This is a genomic window from Nonomuraea sp. NPDC049695, from assembly GCF_040674955.1.
Classification (GTDB): domain Bacteria; phylum Actinomycetota; class Actinomycetes; order Streptosporangiales; family Streptosporangiaceae; genus Nonomuraea; species Nonomuraea helvata.
This window is the reverse complement of record NZ_JBFANV010000007.1, coordinates 77,474-95,039: the sequence shown is the minus strand read 5'-3', so window position 1 is coordinate 95,039 and position 17,566 is coordinate 77,474. Positions and strand designations below refer to the sequence as shown.

Sequence of the window (17,566 nt, the reverse complement as noted above, 5' to 3'; positions counted from 1 at the left end):
TATCCGCGGGCGCCCGGCTGCGCATCAGGTGTGTATCAAGCTTCGGTCGGCCGCACGTCGCCGGCGTCGCCTCGCAGGCGAAGCGTGGCCGTCGCGCCGCCGTCCGGGGCGTTGGCGAAGGTGAGATCGGCGCCGATCACCCGTGCCTGTCCGGCGGCGATGGCCAGGCCCAGGCCATGACCGTGGCCACGCTCGGCCCCACCCGTGCGGAACCGCTGCGGTCCCTCCATCAGCAACCCGTCCGGGAATCCGGGGCCGTGGTCGCGTACGACGATCGTCGTGCCGTTCACGGCGACCTCGACCGGAGAGCGCCCGTGGCGGTGGGCGTTGGTGACCAGGTTCGTGATGATCCGGTCGAGGCGGCGCGGATCGGTGTCGACAACCGGCTCACCGGTCACCGCCAGCTGGACCTGAAGCTTCGTCCTGGCCACGGACTCCTCGACGACCCGGCCCAGCGGCACCGGACGGCGGTCGGCCCGCTCCGCGCCCGCGTCCAGCCGCGAGATCTCCAGCAGGTCCTCCACCAGCGCCCGCAGCACCCCTACCCGGTCACGTACGAGGTCGGTGGCTTCACCCGCCGGCAGCAGCTCCGCCGAGACGACCAGTCCCATCAGCGGGGTGCGCAACTCGTGGGCGACGTCGGCGGTGAAACGCTGCTCGCTCAACAGCCGGTCCCGCAGACTGTCGGCCATCGAGTCGATGGTCGCCGAGATCTCAGTGATCTCGTCGCCGCCCCGGCCGCCCATCATGCTCCTGGCCTCCAGGTCGCCGTCCGCGATCCGCCGCGCGGTGCGGGCCACCCGCCTCAGCCGCCGGTTGGGCGCCTCGGCGACCAGCGCGGCCAGAGGTACGACAACCGCGAGCACGGCCAGCGCCGCCTGCATGATGTTCCGGTCCAGGGCCAGCAGGTCGCGTATCTCCGAGCCCATGTCGATCTGCACGGCCATCACCTGGCCGTCGATCAGCTGCGCCGCCCACATCCAGGGAATGTCCGGCCGGCGGTCGTCGTACCAGGTGCTGAACCGGCCTGTGCTCCTGGCCTGCTGGAGCAGCGCGGGCGGGACTTCTGCGGGCCGCGGCGCATCGGCCGGGATGGCGCCCGTACGCCGGTAGGTGTCCACCACGACCAGCAGTGCGCTGAATGCCCGATCCCTGCCCAGACTCATGGAGCGGTCGAAGGTGCGCTGGTGGACCAGCACCCCGACGGCCAGCGCGACCGCGCAGGACGCCACGGCCACGAGCGCGGCGATCTTCCAGCGCAGCGACCTCCAGTTGAGCGGCCCGCGTGCCGCCCGGGCGATGGCCTGTCCCACTTCAGCGCCGCAGCTTGTAACCGAAACCGCGCACCGTCTCGATCCGGTCGGCGCCGATCTTCTTGCGCAGCCGCTGCACACACAGGTCGACGACGCGGCTGTCCCCGTCCCAGCCGTAATCCCAGACGTCGCGCAGCAGTGTCTGCCGGCCCAGCACGATCCCCGGATTCGCCGCGAACTCCAGCAGCAGGCGCAACTCGGTGGGAGCGAGCGCGACCGGCGCGCCGGCGCGGCGCACCACCAGGCCCTGGGGATCGACGGTCAGGTCCCCGAAGACCAGGTCGCCGGCACCGCCGTCGGCCGGGTCCGGGGCCTCGCCGGGATTCGTGGCGAAGGAGGCCCGGCGCAGCAGGGAACGGATCCTGGCCACCAGCACGGAGGTGTCGACCGGCTTGACGACGTAGTCATCGGCCCCCGCCTCCAGCCCCGACACCACGTCCAGTGCGTCACCACGCGCGGACATCATCAGAATGGGCACCAGGCTCCACTCCCTGACCTGCCGGCACAACCCGATGCCGTCCAGCCCCGGCAGCATCACGTCCAGCAGGAGCACATCATGCCGCTGCTCCCTGAACAGTTCGAGACCGGTCAGGCCGTCGCCGGCGGTGCTCACGCGATAGCCGTAGCGCTCCAGCACCATCCCGACCGTCTTGCGGATCACTTCGTCGTCCTCGACGAGCAGTACGGTCACCGAAGCCGACATTGTCCCCCAAAGCTGACTTACTAGTCACAAAGACAATACAAGGATGCGCTCCGCGGGCATCCACGACACATCAGCCATGTATCAGCCAGGAATCAACGGCCCGAGTGAGGCGTCGGCCGCCGTCCTGATCCGGGCGTACATCCTCCGCAGGCCGGGACCGGGCTCCAGGCCCAGATCGTCGTCCAGCAACCGGGCGATCCGCCGGTAGGCCGACAGGGCCTCCCCGCGGCGGCCGTCGCGGTCGAGGGCCCACATGAGCAACTCCCACAACCGCTCGCGATAAGGCTCCGCCGCTGTCGCGAGCGTCAGCTCGGCGATCGCCCCGCCACAGTCGCCCTGTTCGATGTCGAGCGCCCAGCGCTCCTCCACGGCCGACGCGCGCAGCTGCTCGAGCCAGGCGCGGCGGCCCTCGAAGAAGGCTCCGCCCAATCCGTCGAGCGCGGGTCCGCGCCACAGCGCCAGCGCGCCGCGCAGCAGCCGGGAGGCCTCCGCTGCCTTTCCTTGCTCGCGGGCCTCCCTGGCGGCGGCGGTGGTCTGCCGGAACACCGTCACATCGACTGTCTCAGGGGCCACGACCAGCTGGTAGCCGCCGCCCACCGACCTGATCTCCGCCTCGATGCCCGGCCCGGCGCCACCGCCGTCGGCCAGCATCCGGCGCAGGCGGGAGACGTAGGTGCGGGTGCTCACGACGGCGCTTCGCGGTGCCTCGCGGCCCCACAGCGCGTTCACGATCTCGTCGAGCGGGACCTGACGCCCCTCGCTCAGGAGCAGCAGGGCCAGGACCCCGCGCTGCTGCGGAGAGCCGGCCTCCAGATCCTCACCGCTGCTCCAGACCCTTGTCGGACCCAGTAATCCGAAGCTCAGCCCAGCCATCGAGGTCCCCCCCACCTCCCGCGTAGCGCGGCCGTCAATGACGTACTGACCGACCCTACTGACGCCGCGTCGGGACTGTTGACGCATGGTCGGGCTCGTCAGAAGTCGGTAATTTCTCCGTCGGCCGTGCGCGACTCACCGGGTGACGTACACAGACGGCGTCACGTGACGCTCGCGAAGGCGACGCGGGCGAAATTACCTTTCCGACGTGGTCTCGGCTCCGTGCAGGTTCACCGTCCTCGGACCGCCCGGTCTCGCGTGCGGTGGCACCCGGCTGGATCTCGGCACGCCGCAGCAGCAGGCCGTCCTCATGCTGCTGCTGGCCAACAGCGGCAGTTACGTGCGGATGGGCGAGGTGGTCGACGGCCTGTGGGGTGAGCACGCACCGGCCAGCGGCGGAGCCGTCATCCGGACCTACATCTCCCGCATCCGGCGGCTGCTGTCCGAACACGGACTCGGCTCGGCGATCAGCTCCCGGTCCGGGGGCTACATGCTCGACCCGTCGCTGTTCGAGCTGGACGCCACCGAGTTCACCGAGACGGTGGAGCGCGCCAGGAACGAGCGCGCGGGCGGGCACATCTCGGCGGCGGCCAAGCTTCTGGAGCAGGCGCTCGGCCTCTGGACGGGCACGGCGCTGGCCGGGGTCCCGGGGGAGGCCGCCGAACGCGAACGGTTCCGGCTGGAACGACTGAGGCTGATCGCCACCCAGGAGTTGCTGCGGCTCCGCCTGGAGCTGGGGGAGCACGCCGAGGTGGTGGCCGAGGTGCCGCTGCTCATCGAGCAGAACCGGCTCGAAGAGCCGTTGTACGAGATCTACCTCCTCGCCCTGTACCGCAGCGGCAGGCGGGCGGAGGCGCTCGAGGTCTATCGGACGGCCTACGACCTGCTGGGCAGGGAGCTGGGCGTCAGTCCCGGGCCGCAGCTGCAGGAGATCCACGACAGGATCCTCCGGGCCGACGTGGATCTCGACGACGGGTTCGCCCCCGCCCCCGTCGCTCCTTCCCGTACGCGGCCTCCCGACCGGCAGTTCGTCGGGAGGGACGCGGACCGCGCCGCCTTCCATGACCTGCTGAAGAAGGGCCGTGGCGAAGGCCCGGGTCTCCTCTTCGTCCGCGGACCCGCCGGCATCGGCAAGTCGACGCTGCTGCGCAAGCTCGCCGACGACGCCGCTGCCGCGGGCCGGCGGGTATGGCACCTCCACGGCCCGGCTCCCGCGGAAGCGCGTGAACGCCTCGAGCGATTCGCGGAGGAGCTCTCCGGCGTGCCCGGCCCGGTTCTCCTCATCGACTCCTTCGAGGAGCTGGGAGAGCTCGAACGCTGGCTGCGCGACGAATACCTGCGGGAGCTGCCCGGCGACGCGATCACCGTGGTGGCGGGCCGGACCGGGCCGAGTGCCGCCTGGCTCACCGACCCGGCCTGGTCGGGGAGGATCGTGATCAGGCACCTCGACGCTCTCACCGCCACGGAGTCCGCCGCGCTGGTCGAAGCCCGCGGCGTCGACCCGGGCCTCCGGAGGTCCATCGTGGACTTCGCGGCCGGCAACCCCTTCGCCCTGTCGCTCGCCGCTGAGGTCGGCAGGAGCATGTCGGCCACGGGACAGCCGTCGCGCCGTGACGCCGTACGCCACGTCGTCGACAACGTGCTCGCGCGCCTGGCCGGCAGCGTGCCGACGGACCTGCACCGGTGGGCGCTGCACGTGTGCGCGCACGCCCGCCACACCACCGAGGACCTCCTCCGCGCCGTGCTGCCGGACGGCCGGGCGGCGGAGCTGTTCGACTGGCTCCGGGCGCAACCGTACGTCGAAACCGCCGCCCACGGCCTGGACGTCAACGGTGTCCTGCGCGAAGCCCTCGACCACCACCTGCGGTGGCGGGACCCCGTCGGCTACGAGCGGATGCACCGGCGGATCCGCCATTACGTCATGGACGAGCTCCTGCGCGAGGCCCGCGACCCGCACGCGAGCGTGGCGGCCATGCGGACGCTCGGCCATCTGCGCCGGCGCGGCGGGGTCATGCGCCGGTACGTCTCCCGGGCGGGCGAGGAGGACGTGCGGTCGTCCATGGTGACCCCCGCCGACCACGACGAACTCGTGGCCATGGCGCGCGAGAGCCACGGCGAGCCGGCGGCGGCGTCCGTACGGTTCTGGCTGGGCCGTCAGCCGGGAGCGTTCTCCCTGCTCCGGTGCCGCGAGAGCAACCGCCTGCGTGCTTTCATGAGCTGGCTGACCCTGGGGACGCCGGAGCGTGAAGCGCTGGAGGCCGACCCGGTCGTGGGGGAGATCTGGCAGGACGTGAGCCGGCGCATGGCGGTGCCCCCAGGGGCGCACATCGCGGTCGCGCGGCATCTGGTCTGCCCGGGCTTCGAGACCATGCCCTCTCCCGTCACGGACGTGTTCCAGGCGCGGATGATGCGCGGCTGGCTGCACGAACCGGGGCTGGCGGCCTCGTACGTGGTCGTCTCGGACGGCGAGGCGTGGCGGCCGTTGATGGCGTATCTGGGCCATGAGGAAGTGCGCGCGGACCGTCCGTACGCGATCTTCGGTCACGACTGGCTGGCCGACCCGCCGGAGCAATGGCGGGACCACCACCTGGACGAGGAGCTGTGGGCGGACCGGCACCTGAACCTGTTCCTCCGCCAGGACGCATGAGGCCGCCACCTCATTGAGGCTCACCCACGGCCGTCCGTCCGCGGCGGATGAGGTATTCGGCGGTCGCGAGGGCGGCCGCGCCGAGCAGGACCTCGCTGATGGTGGAGATCAGGCGGCTGGCCAGGGCCACCGCCGCCGCGGCCGGGGCGGGGAGCACCACGGTCAGCGCGGCCGTCAGCACCGCCTCGCGGACGCCGATGCCGTCGGGGATGAACACGCTCGCGATGCCGACCGACGTGGCGAGCGTGAACGCGCCGACGCACAGCGCGAGGGAGCGTGACGGGGACGCCCCCATCGCGATGGCCAGGGGCCACAGATGCAGCCCTGTGACCACCCACGACAGGCTCTGCCAGGCGACCGCGAGCCGTACTCCCCGGACCGACGCGGCATTGGCCGCCGCAGGGCGGCGCAGCAGCCGCAGCAGCAGCGCGGAGCCCTGGTTGACGATCTGCGGGTGCACCAGGACGAGGATGACGAGCACGGCGGCTCCGGCCAGCCACACCGCACGGGCCCCCAGCAGCTGCACGCCCGCGAGCAGCCCGACCGTGAACCCGCTCAGCAGCACCAGGCTCATGACGAGCGCCGCCACGCTGATCAGCCTGCCGAAGGTGACGCCGTTGGCCGTGGCCACCTTGGTGACGGCGAACATGCCGGGCACCCGTCCCGGCAGGTACTTGGACAGGAAGCCGACGAAGAAGATCCGCACCACCCGCGGTTCGCTGACAGGGGGCCCGGTCTCCAGCAGCACGACGCGCCAGGCGAGGAACCCGAACGACAGTCCCGCCATGCTCGCCAGCAGCGCGCCGCCCAGCAGGAGGCTGATCTGCCCGGCGTCGCGCCGGGTGAACAGGACGGCGACCACGCCCCAGTCCAGCCGGGACAGCGTCAGCGCGATCGCGCCCACGACGGCGAGGGCGAACGCGGCGACCAGCGCCCGCCTCAGCGGGCGCGGCAGCCGGGGAAGCTTGATCGCTCTCACTCGCGCGTCCCAGCCGACGGCACCGGGGACAGGCCGGTCCTGACCGGTTCTCCCTGCCGGCGGCCCAGCTCGTAGGCCACACGCAGCAGCCCCACGCAGGCGCCGAGGAAGAAGGCCGTGTGGAAGCAGAGCTGCATCCAGCCGACCCACAGCGCGAAACGGGCGCCTCGATACCGGCGAGCGAACCCGATGAACCGGCGGTTCATCCAGAGGAACACCCCGAGCGTCGCCGCCGGCACAGCCAGCAGCCAGGGGCTGACGAGCGCGAGCGGCAGGGTGAGGAAGGTGGCCGTCGCCGAAGCGGAGGAGACCCGTGGTGGTTTGCGACGCTTGTGCTGCCCTGTCCCGATCATGTTGAGCTGGAAGCCGACCTTGCCCTCGCCACGCAGCCGCCGCGCCCGGACCATGATCACCGGCAGCGTGGTGGACCGGACGAACCGCTCCGCCAGGCACCCCCAGAACCGGTCCTCGTCGTCGGCCTTGGTGACCACGGAGGTGGTCACCACCAGCCGGTAACGGGCCGGGACGCGCGTGCCGAACTCGAAGTCCTCGCCGTCGCGCAGCCGCTCGTCCAGCCGTCCCGTCTCCTCGAAGACGTGGCGCGGGATCAGAGTGCAGGACAGGAACGTCGCCGTGGTCTGGCTGCGCTCGTAGTGCTCGCACAGCACCCGGTAGCGTTCGACCGGGCCGTCGTCGTACAGCGGCTCGGCGTCGTAGATGCCCTGGACCATGCCGCAGTCCGGCGTCTCCCGGTACGCCTTGACCGCGTTGTGGATCGCGTCCGGCGCGAGCGCCGTGTCGGAGTCGACGAAGAACAGCAGTGGAGCCGAACTGCTCGCCACCCCGAGGTTGCGGGCCCCCGCCGGCCCCTGGTTGCGCGGCGACTCGACGATCGTGCAGGGGAACTCCCGGGCTATCTCGAGCGAGCCGTCGGTGCTGACGTCGTCGACGACGATGACCTCGGCCGGGCGGTAGGTCTGCGCGTACACCGACTCCAGGCAGGCCCGCAGGGTCTTCCTCTTGTTGTAGTTCGGCACGATGACCGCGACATCACCACGCCAGGCCATCTCGTCAGGCATGTCGGTTCCCTTCGTCGATCAGGTCTGGCCCGCGCCGGTCAGGACACCGACATGACCATGCGCTGGGCCCGATGGTCGGACAGCCCCTCGGAGCCGGGCAGCTCGTAGCTGTGCACCGTCACGTCGGGGGTGGTGTACAGCCAGTCGATCCGCCACAGCTCGGCGGTCCCGGCCAGGTAGGTCGCCGGATAGAGGGACGAGAGCGCGGGTGTCCGGTCCACCAGCCTCTCGGGGAGCAGACGGCGGATGCCCATCGCCGGAGAGGTGTTCAGGTCGCCGGCGAGCACCGCGGGATTCGGGTTGGCCGCGATGTCCGCGCTGATGGCCCGGTAACTCGCCTCCCGCCGGAGGGTCCGGCTGAAGTTGATGTCGCGGGACTCGGCGCTGTACAGCCGCCATTCGAGCGGAGGCTGGGAGATCTGCCCGTCGTAGAAGGAGACGACCTTGCCGTTCACATTGATGTCGGTGCGCAGCGTCTCGACCGTGTAGCCCTCCGGCCAGTCCCGCAGCGCCTCGGGGATCTGTTTCTGGTCGGCCGGCAGCCAGGGGCGCATGTCCAGGCCGCGGTGCCCGACGATCGGGAACCGGGAGAGTGTGATCTGCTCGCCGGACACCGCGACGTGGTAGCCCGGGAACTCGCGGCGCAGCTCCGCCAGCTTGTCGATGCGCAGCGCCAGGTCGGCCGTCCAGCGCTGCGACCGCATGTTCCCCGCCCCGGTGTCCACGTACAGGTACTCCATCAGCAGGTAGACGTCGGCGTTCAGCTTGTGCAGGTAGGCGTAGAACCCGGGCGAATACCGGTCGCCCTCGGCGGTGCGCCAGTCCTGGTCCCAGAACTCGGTGTTCCAGGCGGCCACGGTGATCGCTCCCGAAGGTGCGGGGGGCGGCGTGTACCAGAGGGTGGCGTAGTTGACTCCGCTCCGCCCGGCGCCCAGCACCGCGGTGACCAGCAGCAGTGACATGATCCGCCAGCGGACCGGCCGGGCCAGCGGCGCCACGGCCATCAGCAGCGCGGGGACCGCCAGGAACATCAGCGGCGGGATCAGCTCGAGCGGCGCCCACAGGGAGGTGCGCCCGCTCGCCAGCAGGTGGCAGAGCACGAAGAGCAGCCACGCCACCGAGGCGGTCACGACCAGCTTGGTGCCCCAGCACCAGCGCCGCCGCGGGCGGACGAAACGCCGGACACGTGTCGCCCAGTCCCTCTCGGGCTTGGGTGGCGCGGTGGTGAGCTGTTCCTCGATCGCTGCGTCCCGGTCGCTCATCAACACCATCCTCGGTGGGTCGGCCGGCATCGAACGTACTCAGGAGTCCTTGTCGCATCCTTGTCAGCGGCCGCCGCCAGCGGGCGCGACAAGAATGGGACAAGCCCCCGTGTCTAGCGTGAACCGAACATTCGGAACAACGAGCTCTAGCTGATGGAGCACATCATGAGTCGGGAGCACCCGCTAGTCTCGGTCATCATCCCCAGCTACAACCGGTCCGACGTGTTGCGACTCTGCCTGGATGCGGTGAAAGAGCAGACTTATCCACATATCGAGGTCATCGTGGTGGATGACTGCGGCACCGAGGACGCGGCGCTGGTGGCCGCGTCGAAGGGCGCCAAGGTGGTGCGCACCAGGGTCAACGGCGGCCCGACTCCCGCGCGCAACCTCGGCGCCGAGCACGCCGCAGGGGAGATCCTGTTCTTTCTCGACGCCGACATCGCCCTCGACCCGGACGCCGTGGAGAACGCGGTGCGGATACTGGGAGCCCACCCGGAGATCGGCGCCCTGGGCGGCATCCTGCGGCCCGAGTCGCTGATGTCCCAGAGCCTGGCCGCCCAGTACCGCGCCGTGCAGATGCACCGCTGGTGGATGCCGGCCCACCGGCCGACCCTTGAGCTGCACGCGGCCGTGCTCGCCGTACCGGCCAAGGTGTTCGCCGAGGTCGGCCCCTTCGACCCGCGGCTGCGCGAGACCGTCTCCTCCGACTACCGCATCCGCGTGACGCGGTCCTACGGGGTGAAGCTGAGCGACGCGATACGCGGCCGCAAGGACCACGACGCCACCCTACGGACGATCCTGCGCAAGGTGTTCCGCCGCGCACGCATCAGCGCGATGGACTGGCGCAAGGGAGAGACGCCCGGGGACTCCGTGCCCCGCGCGATCGGCGGTGTCCTGCTGCTCGCCGCGGCCCCGGCGCTCGCCCTGCCCATGGTGGCGGGCCGACGCGGCGCACTCGTCCCGGCGGCGCTCGTCGCCGCCGCCATAGCCCTGGACGCCGACACCCACCGCTTCGCCTACGTCCAGCGGGGCGTGCCGTTCGGCGTCTACTTCTCCGGCGTCCACCTCGCCGTCACCTTCACCGGCGCCCTCGGCGGAGCGGTGGGCGTCCTGAACCGTTTCGTGCTCTCCCGCCTGGAGAGTCTCGCCCCGATCTTCACGGCCCAGGACTGAACGGTGATCGCGCCGGACGAGGCAAGGAGGACACCGATGACGCCGCAGGTACGGCCACTGGTCTCGGTCATCGTGCCGAACTACAACTACGCCCGCACGCTCGACCTGTGCCTGAGCGCCCTGGAGCGGCAGACGTACCCGCACATCGAGGTGATCGTCGTCGACGACCGCAGCACCGACAACTCGGTGGAGATCGCCCACCGGCACGGGGCGCGGGTCGTGGTCACCGACACCAACATCGGCGCCCCGGCGGCGCGCAACCTGGGCGTCGAGCACGCGCGCGGGGAGGTGCTGTTCTTCCTCGACTCGGACCTGGCGCTGGCCGAGGACGTGGTCGAGTACGCGGTGGACCTGCTCACCTCCGACCCCACCCTCGGGGTGGTGTGCGGCACCTACGACCCGGAGCCGCTGATCCCGGACAGCCTCGTGGAGCGGTACCGCAGCCTCCAGCTGCACTACTGGATCTCCGGTGACGAGGGCGAGATCACCACGATCTACTCCGCGCTGTTCGCCATGCGGGCGGAGGTCTTCCGCGAGGTGGGCCCGCTGAACCCCGCCCTGCGGCACAGCGAGAACGCCGAGTACGGCCACCGCGTCACGCAGCGGTACCGCATCGTGCTGGACAACCGGATCAGGGGCAGGCACGACCACGACGACCGGCTCGGTGTGGTGCTGTCGAAGTTCTTCCACCGCGCGCGCCTGCACATCCCGCTGTACCTGCGCCGCCCGGACTTCAACGGCGGCCCGACCAACAGCAGCCGCGGCTGGGGCTCGCTCGCCGCCCTGTTCGCCGTGCTCACCGCGCCGCTGCCGGTGCTGCTCGGCCCCGCCTGGCTGGTCGCGCCGCTCGCGCTGCTGGCCGGCTCGATCGCGGCCGACCTCGGCATGTACCGCTTCGTCCGGCGTTACGCCGGCGTCTGGTTCACCCTCTACTTCACCGCGGTCCACTTCCTGGTGAACGTCACCGTCGGGGTGGCGGTGTTCGCCGGCGCGGCCCAGTGCCTGCTGTCCAGCCGGTTCAGGCACACGTACGACATCCCGGTCCACCCCACGTCGGCGGAGGTGTGAGCGATGACCGAGCACTCGCCCCTGGTGTCGGCGATCGTCCCCAACTACAACTACGCCGCCTCACTGGACCTGTGCCTGCGCGCGATGCAGGCGCAGACCTACCGGCCGATCGAACTGATCGTCGTGGACGACGGCAGCACCGACGACTCGGTCGAGGTCGCGCGGCGGCTCGGCGTGCGGGTCGTTCGCACCGAACAGAACATGGGAGTGGCCGGCGCGCGGAATCTCGGGACCGCGCACGCGCGTGGTGAGATCCTGGTGTTCGTGGACTCCGACGTGGCCCCCTACCCCGACGCCGTCGAGGTGGCGGTGGCCATGCTCGCCGCCGATCCGGGGCTCGGAGCGGTGTGCAGCATCCACGACCCCGACCCGCTGATCCGCGACAGCCTCGTCGAGGAGTACCGCGCTCTGCAGTACCACTACTGGACGGCCAGCTCCGAGGGGCCCATCTCGTTCCTGTTCCCGGCGATGATGGCGATGCCACGCCGCGTGTTCGACGACATCGGGCCGTTCAACACGCGGCTGCGCGAGACCGAGGAGGTCGACTACGGCCACCGCCTCACCCAGCGGTACGGGATGGTGCTCACGACCGCGGTGCGCTCGCGGCACGACCACGACGACAAGCTCTTCAAGCTGCTGCGCAAGCTGTACCGGCGCGGCGGCGCCCGGGTGCCGCTGTACGCGCGGCGGCGGCGCTTCGCCCGCGGGTTCGAGACCTCCAACCGGGCCGGCGGCAGCCTCGCCGCGCTGGCGGCGGTGGCCGCGCTCCCGGTGGCGGTGCTCCTCGGCCCGGCCGGCGCCGCGCTCCCGGCCCTCGCCCTGGCCGTGTCGCTGCTGGCCGACCTCGGCATGTACCGCTTCGTGCTGCGCAGGCGCGGCCCGCTGTTCCTGCTCTATTTCGGCGCCGTGCACTTCCTGGTGAACGTCACCATCGCGGCCGGGGTGGCGGCCGGGGTCGCGCGGTGGCTGTGCTCGGCGAGGTTCCGCCGGCTCTACGACGCCGACCTGACCATGCCCTCGGTTACGGGGGAGGCCGCCACGTGACGGCTCCCCTGCGGGCGCTCTTCGGGCCGGAACGGCCGCCGCACACGACGGCGCGTCCCGGCGGTTCCCGGGACGCCTCCGGGGCACGCCGGAGGATCCCGTTGGTGATGTGGGCGGCGGTCGCCTGGCTGGTGTTCGTGGGGCTGCACCGAGCCCTGTCCGGCCGGGTGTGGTGGTGGCAGCTGCCCGAGCTCGTCCCCCCGCTGGCGTTCGCGGCCGTTCCCCTCGTGCTGCTCGCGGCGGCTCTGGCGGCGCGCCGCAGGCGCGGGACGGCCGCCGTGGTGGCGCTGGTGTCCTTGACGCTGGGCGGAGGCGTGAGCGGGATCAACCTCGCCTCGCTGTGGCACCACGCCGCCCCCGCCCCGCCGGACGCGATCAAGGTGTTCTCCTGGAACACCTGGTACTGGGATCAGCGGGCGGAGAGCGGGGAGCCGATGCCCCCGCCCACCGGCACGCCGCCGCGGGACGTCGCCGACTTCTACCGCTACCTGCGGGCCCAGGACGCCGACGTGCTCCTGCTGCAGGAGTACATCTACTGGGGCGCCGACTCCCGGCCGATCCGCGTGAACGACCTCGACAGGCTGCGCCGGGAGTTCCCGGGGTACCACATCGCCACGGCGAGCGAACTGGTGACACTGTCGCGCTTCCCCATCGTCCAGGAGCGCGGCATCGACCTGCGCCCGTGGGCGGAGGCCGGCTCGGACACGCCCGTGCCGCCCGGCTCCGACTGGCCCGGCTTCTACACCGTGAAGACGCTCCGCACGGACCTGCGCGTCGGGAGCAGGACGTTCTCGTTCTACAACGCCCACATCAACTCGCCCGTCGACCCGTCCTCGACCGGCCTCGACCCGCGCCGCCTCACCCGGACGGAGCACGAGGCGCGCAAGGCCAACCTCCGCGCGCTCGCGGCCGACATCCAGGCCAACCCGCTGCCGGCCGTCCTGGCCGGCGACTTCAACGCCTCGCCGGCGATGGGCATCCTGCGCCTGTTGCCTGGGCGGATGGCCGACGCCACGCCGGCGCTCGGGTCGCTCTACCCCGCCACCTGGGACGACCGGTGGCCGTGGTGGCGGATCGACTGGGCGTTCACCACCCCGGAGATCACCGTCCACGACTACCGGCTGGTCCGCTCGAACGGCCTGTCGGACCACAGCGGGCAGCGGCTGGTCATCTCGCTGAGCCGGTGACCTGGGCGTACAGCAGCTCACGCGCGCCGGCCCGCCTCAGCGGTTCCCTGTTGCCGTCCAGGATCCTGAGATGCAGCGCACGCAGCTCCGGCCCCGGCTCGATGCCGAGGTGGTCGGCGAGGTACCCGCGCAGGTGGGCGTAGAGGGCCACCGCCTCCGCCGTGCGTCCGAGTGCGCACAGGCCGCGCATCAGCGCGCTCGCCAGCGGCTCCGCGAGCGGGTGGCGCGGCACCAGCGGGGTGAGCTCGGTGACCACCATGTCGGGGCGGCCCAGGCGCATCTGCGCCTGGGCCCAGGTGACGACGGCGCCGACGAACTGCTGCTCGATGCTGTACCGCATGCGGGCGGCCCAGCCTCCCGGGATGCCGGTGAGCGGCGCGCCGCGCCACAGCTCCATCGCCTCGGACAGCAGCCGGGTACGGGCGGGGTCGTCGCAGGCGCGGCTCTGCGCCTGCTTGGCCAGCCGCCGGAACCGGTAGGCGTCCACCCGCTCGGGTTCGACCTCGAGCACGTAACCGCCGCCACGGCGCTCTATGGAGACCCCGGTCACGGTCAGCGCCTGCCGCAGGCGGGCGATGTGGGCGTACAGCGAGTCGGTCGCCCGGTCCGGCGGATCGTCCCAGACACGCTCGAGCAGCGTGCGCAGTGACACGGGGCGGTCGGCGTCGATCGCCAGGGCGGCCAGCACCGCGCGTCGCTGGGGTGGTCCCAGGGGAACGTAGCGGTCACCGAAGGTCACCTCGACCGGTCCCAGTAAGCGGACGTCCATCGCCTTCCTTCCGTATCGTTCTCACAACGTGGCAGCGGCTGCCAGGGACGGGTGGTGGACCAGCACGAGCGTCACACCCAGGGTGGCGGCCCACAACATGGAGTTCGCGACCATGACGCGGTCGCGCAGCAGGATGCGGACCGGGTCGTCGCCCTCGTTCTCCACCAGCTGGATCTGCAGGTACCGGAAGAGGGCGAAGAGCGCGAACGGAGTGGACAGCATCATCGCCGTCTGCCCGTGCTGAGGGCCGAACGGCCCTTCGTCACGCAGGTACATCAGGCCCGAGACCAGGGCGAGCACGGAGGCGATCTGCAGCAGCCAGTTGGTCAGCTCCATCGAGTAGCCGCGGAGCGCGGGCCGGTGGACGGCCCCGGTCTCCATCAGTTCCCTGCGACGCTTGCCGAGGAGCAGCAGCAGGGACATCGAGAACACCGTGATCAGCAGCCAGGCGGGCACCTGGCCTCCGGTCACCTCATATCCCTGCACGACGCGCAGGACGAAGCCGGCCGCCACCGTGCCCACGTCGACCAGCGGGATGTGCTTGAGGAAGCGGCTGTAGGCGATGTTGAGGGCGAGGTACACCAGTACCGGCCAGTACGACGCCGGCGTCCGGGCGACGATGGCCGCGAGCACCGCCAGCAGGACCGCGCAGCAGGCGCTCGCGGTCACCACTCCCACGCGGCCGGCCGCGATGGGGCGGTTGCGCTTGACGGGATGGTGGCGGTCGCGGTGCCGGTCCACGATGTCGTTGCCGATGTAGACGGCGGCGGAGGCGAGCATGAACGCCACCGTGGCCGAGATGATGCCCACCACCTCGGTCAGGCTGTAGGAGGGGGCGCCGATGAGCGCCACGGGCACGAGAAGGATCGCCTTGGCCGCGTGGGACGGGCGGATCAGGCCGGCGAGGTCCGCGATCAGGTGCGTCCGGGTCTCCACGGCCCGGTCCGGCGCCGTTTCCGGACGCTGCGGGCTTTCTGGGACGTCTGCCGATTCGGCGAGGTGCATGCTTTACCCCGATAGCTCAGAAGAAGACCTTCGCCAGCGACAGCGCGCCCTGCCGCCACGCGTCGCGGCTCGTCTGGCCGGCGCCGCGCGGTGAGCCGGCCGCGCGGTTCTCCCGCCACCATGCGTAGGTGCGCAGGATCGCGTCCTTGTTGGACAGCCGCGGACGGAAGCCGAGCCGTTCGCGGGCCTTGTCGATGCTGACGTAGGAGTCGTCGAGCAGCTTGCGCGCCAGCCGCCCGTACACCGGGGACAGCCGGGTGCGCTCCAGCAGCCGGAGCCCGGTCAGGGCCGGTCCTGCGGGCAGCGAGACGACCCGCTTGCCGTGGCCGGCCGCGTCGAGCACCGCCTGGAAGTCCTCGCGCAGCGTGCCGAACTCGGCGGCCGCCAGGTTGTAGGTGTCGTTCGCGACGTCGGCGGGCGTGTCGAGGACGCCGACCACGGCGTCCACCAGGTCCTCGATCGCGAACATCTGGATGCGCTTGTCCCCGCGCCCGAGGACGGGGAAGTTACGGCCCTCCTCGGCCCATTCGAAGAGCATCGCGAACAGCCCCATGCGGCCCGGCCCGAGGAAGGTCTTGGGACGCAGGATGGGCACGCACATGCCGCCGGCCCGGTACTCCTCGGCCAGTTCCTCCGCCCTGGCCTTCGCCCTGGTGTAGGGGTCGACCGGCTCGCGCGGATGGTCCTCCGGCGTGGGCACGAGCTTCGGCAGGCCGTACACGGCGGTGGAGGAGATGTGGACCACCCGCTCCACGCCGGCCAGACGCCCGGCCTCAAGGACGGTGCGGGTGCCTCCGACGATCAGGTCGTGGATCTGCTCCGCGGGGTAGCTCGGCAGCGCGCCGGCGCAGTGGACGACCGCGGCCGCCCCTGTCATGGCCTCGGTCATCAGCGGCAGGTCGCGCACGTCGCCGACCCGGTGCCGTGCCGCCAGCAGCGGGTCGGTCTGCGGGCGCAGGTCCACCCCGAGCACGTCGTGGCCGTCGAGCACGAGCCGGCGGGCCAGGTTGCCGCCGAGCATCCCGGCGCTGCCGGTGACTACGATCCGGTGGTCCATCGCGACCCCACCTTCTCTCGTACGAACCGGCCGAGCAGTCGGGGCAGGCCCTTGGCCAGCGTCTTGTCGAGGCCGTTCAGGAAGTACTCGACGTCCTCGGGCTCGATGGCGAGGGTCGGCGCGACGACGAGCGGATTGTCGGCGTTCGGGCTGTAGTAGGAGACGATCCCGTGTTCGCGGTAGAGGTCGGCGATGACCGAGAGCGTGATCAGCTTGGTACGGAACTGCGGGTCGCCGGAGAAGCCGGGCGCGAGCTTGGCGGCCAGGTCGAGCACCTTGGGCCCGCCGACGAGGAACACGCCCCACAGCGCGCCCACTCCGCTGACCCGTCCGACCACGTCGGGGTAGCGCTTCTGGATGTTCTCCAGGCCGGGCCGCAGGATGCGCTCGATCTGCCGCGCCCGCGCGGGGTAGTCGTCCTCGACGACGATGTTGACGGCCTCGATGGCGGTGACCGTCTCCTCGCCGAACCCGTAGTAGGTGGTGCTGTGCAGGATGACGTCGGAGAGCCGGTCGTACGCCTTGCGGAAGACGGGCTCGCGGGCCGTGTACCCGGCGATCGACGCCTTGCCGCCGCCGAGCGACTTGGAGTACACGAGGATGTCGGGCAGCAGGTCGGGGTAGCGCATGAAGTAGAAGAGGCTGCCCGTCTTGCCCCAGCCGGTGTAGACCTCGTCGAAGATCAGCATGATGTCGTTCGCGTCGCAGAGCCGGCGCAACTCGTACAGGTCGGCCTCCGACCAGCAGCGCATGCTCGACGCGCTGAACGGCTCCGCCATGATCGCGTAGACGTCGCACTTTCCGTCGGGGGTGCGCGCGCTTTCGACGGCCTCGCGGACGGCCGCGACGTCGCCGTAGGGGTACACGACGATGCCGGGGAGGCCGGGGAAGCGGAAGGAGTTCTCGGACGATCCGGTCAGGCTCCCCGCGCCCAGGGTCTTGCCGTGGAAGCTGATGTCGGAGCGCAGGATCGTGTTGCGGCGGCCCTCGTGGTACTTGTACGCCATCTTGATGGCGCCCTCGTTCGCCTCCGCCCCCGAATTCGGGAAGTAGGAGATGTTCAGGTCGCCCGGCAGCAGCTCGGCGATGTTGTGGCTGAGGGCGGCCACGTACGGCGAGAAGAAGGCCTTGTGCACCTCCATGCGCCGCCGCTCGGCGAAGCGGCGCCGAGCCTCCAGGATGCGGGGGTGGTTGTGACCGTGGTTGAGCACGCCGACCCCGCCGGTGACGTCGAGGACCTTGCGTCCGTCGCGCGTCCGGATCCAGGCGCCCTCGGCGTACTCGACGAGTTCGCGGCCGAAACCGAAAGAGGTCATGAGATTGACCTGACTGCGGCTGACATACCTTCTGTACAGGTCTTGGACCTGTTTCACAGTGAAACTTTCACACTCGTCGACGCCGATCAGC

General features: G+C 71.1%; 15 protein-coding genes. 5 read left to right on the top strand and 10 right to left on the bottom strand.

The window, feature by feature from the left end:
• Positions 1–35: 35 nt before the first annotated feature.
• From AB0J64_RS08960 to AB0J64_RS08950, 3 genes are all read right to left on the bottom strand, one after another.
• Positions 36–1,313 (bottom strand): HAMP domain-containing sensor histidine kinase, encoded by a 1,278-nt coding sequence (locus AB0J64_RS08960; protein ID WP_364022953.1) that lies wholly within the window; start codon positions 1,311–1,313, stop codon positions 36–38.
• 1 nt (position 1,314) lies between these two features.
• Positions 1,315–2,016: a two-component system response regulator CseB gene (cseB, locus tag AB0J64_RS08955; protein ID WP_364022950.1), complete on the bottom strand. Its 702-nt coding sequence runs from the start codon at positions 2,014–2,016 to the stop codon at positions 1,315–1,317.
• 81 nt (positions 2,017–2,097) lie between these two features.
• Entirely contained in the window at positions 2,098–2,889 is a 792-nt protein-coding gene (locus AB0J64_RS08950) for an AfsR/SARP family transcriptional regulator (RefSeq protein ID WP_364022947.1), read from the bottom strand.
• Between the two features lie 208 nt (positions 2,890–3,097).
• Between AB0J64_RS08950 and AB0J64_RS08945 the strand changes: the two genes are divergently transcribed.
• Complete coding sequence (locus AB0J64_RS08945) at positions 3,098–5,536, top strand: BTAD domain-containing putative transcriptional regulator (protein WP_364022944.1); 2,439 nt, start codon at positions 3,098–3,100, stop codon at positions 5,534–5,536.
• A 10-nt stretch (positions 5,537–5,546) separates the two neighbouring features.
• Here AB0J64_RS08945 and AB0J64_RS08940 read toward each other — a convergent pair whose 3' ends face one another.
• The 3 genes from AB0J64_RS08940 to AB0J64_RS08930 are packed head-to-tail and all read right to left on the bottom strand — an operon-like array spanning position 5,547 to position 8,856.
• Positions 5,547–6,515 (bottom strand): lysylphosphatidylglycerol synthase domain-containing protein, encoded by a 969-nt coding sequence (locus tag AB0J64_RS08940; RefSeq protein WP_364022941.1) that lies wholly within the window; start codon positions 6,513–6,515, stop codon positions 5,547–5,549.
• On the bottom strand, positions 6,512–7,594 hold the full coding sequence (locus tag AB0J64_RS08935; protein ID WP_345000323.1) for a glycosyltransferase family A protein: 1,083 nt from the start codon (positions 7,592–7,594) through the stop codon (positions 6,512–6,514). The genes AB0J64_RS08940 and AB0J64_RS08935 overlap by 4 nt, the downstream gene beginning before the upstream one ends.
• Positions 7,595–7,632: 38 nt before the next feature.
• Positions 7,633–8,856: an endonuclease/exonuclease/phosphatase family protein gene (locus AB0J64_RS08930; RefSeq protein WP_364022938.1), complete on the bottom strand. Its 1,224-nt coding sequence runs from the start codon at positions 8,854–8,856 to the stop codon at positions 7,633–7,635.
• Positions 8,857–9,021: 165 nt separating this feature from the next.
• On the opposite strand from AB0J64_RS08930, the gene AB0J64_RS08925 reads away from it, so the two are divergent.
• The 4 genes from AB0J64_RS08925 to AB0J64_RS08910 are packed head-to-tail and all read left to right on the top strand — an operon-like array spanning position 9,022 to position 13,328.
• The gene (locus AB0J64_RS08925) at positions 9,022–10,029 is read left to right on the top strand and encodes a glycosyltransferase (RefSeq protein WP_364022935.1); all 1,008 of its coding nucleotides are present in this window, start codon (positions 9,022–9,024) and stop codon (positions 10,027–10,029) included.
• A 36-nt stretch (positions 10,030–10,065) separates the two neighbouring features.
• Entirely contained in the window at positions 10,066–11,097 is a 1,032-nt protein-coding gene (locus tag AB0J64_RS08920; RefSeq protein ID WP_364022932.1) for a glycosyltransferase family 2 protein, read from the top strand.
• Between the two features lie 3 nt (positions 11,098–11,100).
• The gene (locus tag AB0J64_RS08915; RefSeq protein WP_364022929.1) at positions 11,101–12,141 is read left to right on the top strand and encodes a glycosyltransferase family A protein; all 1,041 of its coding nucleotides are present in this window, start codon (positions 11,101–11,103) and stop codon (positions 12,139–12,141) included.
• Positions 12,138–13,328: an endonuclease/exonuclease/phosphatase family protein gene (locus AB0J64_RS08910; protein WP_364022926.1), complete on the top strand. Its 1,191-nt coding sequence runs from the start codon at positions 12,138–12,140 to the stop codon at positions 13,326–13,328. Before AB0J64_RS08915 ends, AB0J64_RS08910 begins: the two co-directional genes overlap by 4 nt.
• On the opposite strand, the gene AB0J64_RS08905 is transcribed toward AB0J64_RS08910, so the two are convergent.
• The 4 genes from AB0J64_RS08905 to AB0J64_RS08890 all read right to left on the bottom strand — a co-directional run bounded on the left by AB0J64_RS08905 (position 13,309) and on the right by AB0J64_RS08890 (position 17,475).
• The gene (locus AB0J64_RS08905; RefSeq protein WP_364022923.1) at positions 13,309–14,097 is read right to left on the bottom strand and encodes a BTAD domain-containing putative transcriptional regulator; all 789 of its coding nucleotides are present in this window, start codon (positions 14,095–14,097) and stop codon (positions 13,309–13,311) included. The genes AB0J64_RS08910 and AB0J64_RS08905 overlap by 20 nt on opposite strands.
• Before the next feature lie 21 nt (positions 14,098–14,118).
• On the bottom strand, positions 14,119–15,033 hold the full coding sequence (locus AB0J64_RS08900) for a UbiA prenyltransferase family protein (protein WP_364022921.1): 915 nt from the start codon (positions 15,031–15,033) through the stop codon (positions 14,119–14,121).
• Between the two features lie 85 nt (positions 15,034–15,118).
• Entirely contained in the window at positions 15,119–16,159 is a 1,041-nt protein-coding gene (locus AB0J64_RS08895; RefSeq protein WP_364022918.1) for an NAD-dependent epimerase/dehydratase family protein, read from the bottom strand.
• Positions 16,141–17,475 (bottom strand): aminotransferase class III-fold pyridoxal phosphate-dependent enzyme, encoded by a 1,335-nt coding sequence (locus tag AB0J64_RS08890; protein ID WP_364022916.1) that lies wholly within the window; start codon positions 17,473–17,475, stop codon positions 16,141–16,143. The genes AB0J64_RS08895 and AB0J64_RS08890 overlap by 19 nt, the downstream gene beginning before the upstream one ends.
• Between the last annotated feature and the right edge of the window lie 91 nt (positions 17,476–17,566).

Coding starts and splice junctions, on each gene's coding strand:
- AB0J64_RS08930 (WP_364022938.1), bottom strand. CDS start 8,856: ATGAGCGACCGGGACGCAGCGATCGAGGAACAGCTCACCACCGCGCCA.
- AB0J64_RS08950 (WP_364022947.1), bottom strand. CDS start 2,889: ATGGCTGGGCTGAGCTTCGGATTACTGGGTCCGACAAGGGTCTGGAGC.
- AB0J64_RS08890 (WP_364022916.1), bottom strand. CDS start 17,475: ATGACCTCTTTCGGTTTCGGCCGCGAACTCGTCGAGTACGCCGAGGGC.
- AB0J64_RS08915 (WP_364022929.1), top strand. CDS start 11,101: ATGACCGAGCACTCGCCCCTGGTGTCGGCGATCGTCCCCAACTACAAC.
- AB0J64_RS08920 (WP_364022932.1), top strand. CDS start 10,066: ATGACGCCGCAGGTACGGCCACTGGTCTCGGTCATCGTGCCGAACTAC.
- cseB (WP_364022950.1), bottom strand. CDS start 2,016: ATGTCGGCTTCGGTGACCGTACTGCTCGTCGAGGACGACGAAGTGATC.
- AB0J64_RS08895 (WP_364022918.1), bottom strand. CDS start 16,159: ATGGACCACCGGATCGTAGTCACCGGCAGCGCCGGGATGCTCGGCGGC.
- AB0J64_RS08905 (WP_364022923.1), bottom strand. CDS start 14,097: ATGGACGTCCGCTTACTGGGACCGGTCGAGGTGACCTTCGGTGACCGC.
- AB0J64_RS08935 (WP_345000323.1), bottom strand. CDS start 7,594: ATGCCTGACGAGATGGCCTGGCGTGGTGATGTCGCGGTCATCGTGCCG.
- AB0J64_RS08925 (WP_364022935.1), top strand. CDS start 9,022: ATGAGTCGGGAGCACCCGCTAGTCTCGGTCATCATCCCCAGCTACAAC.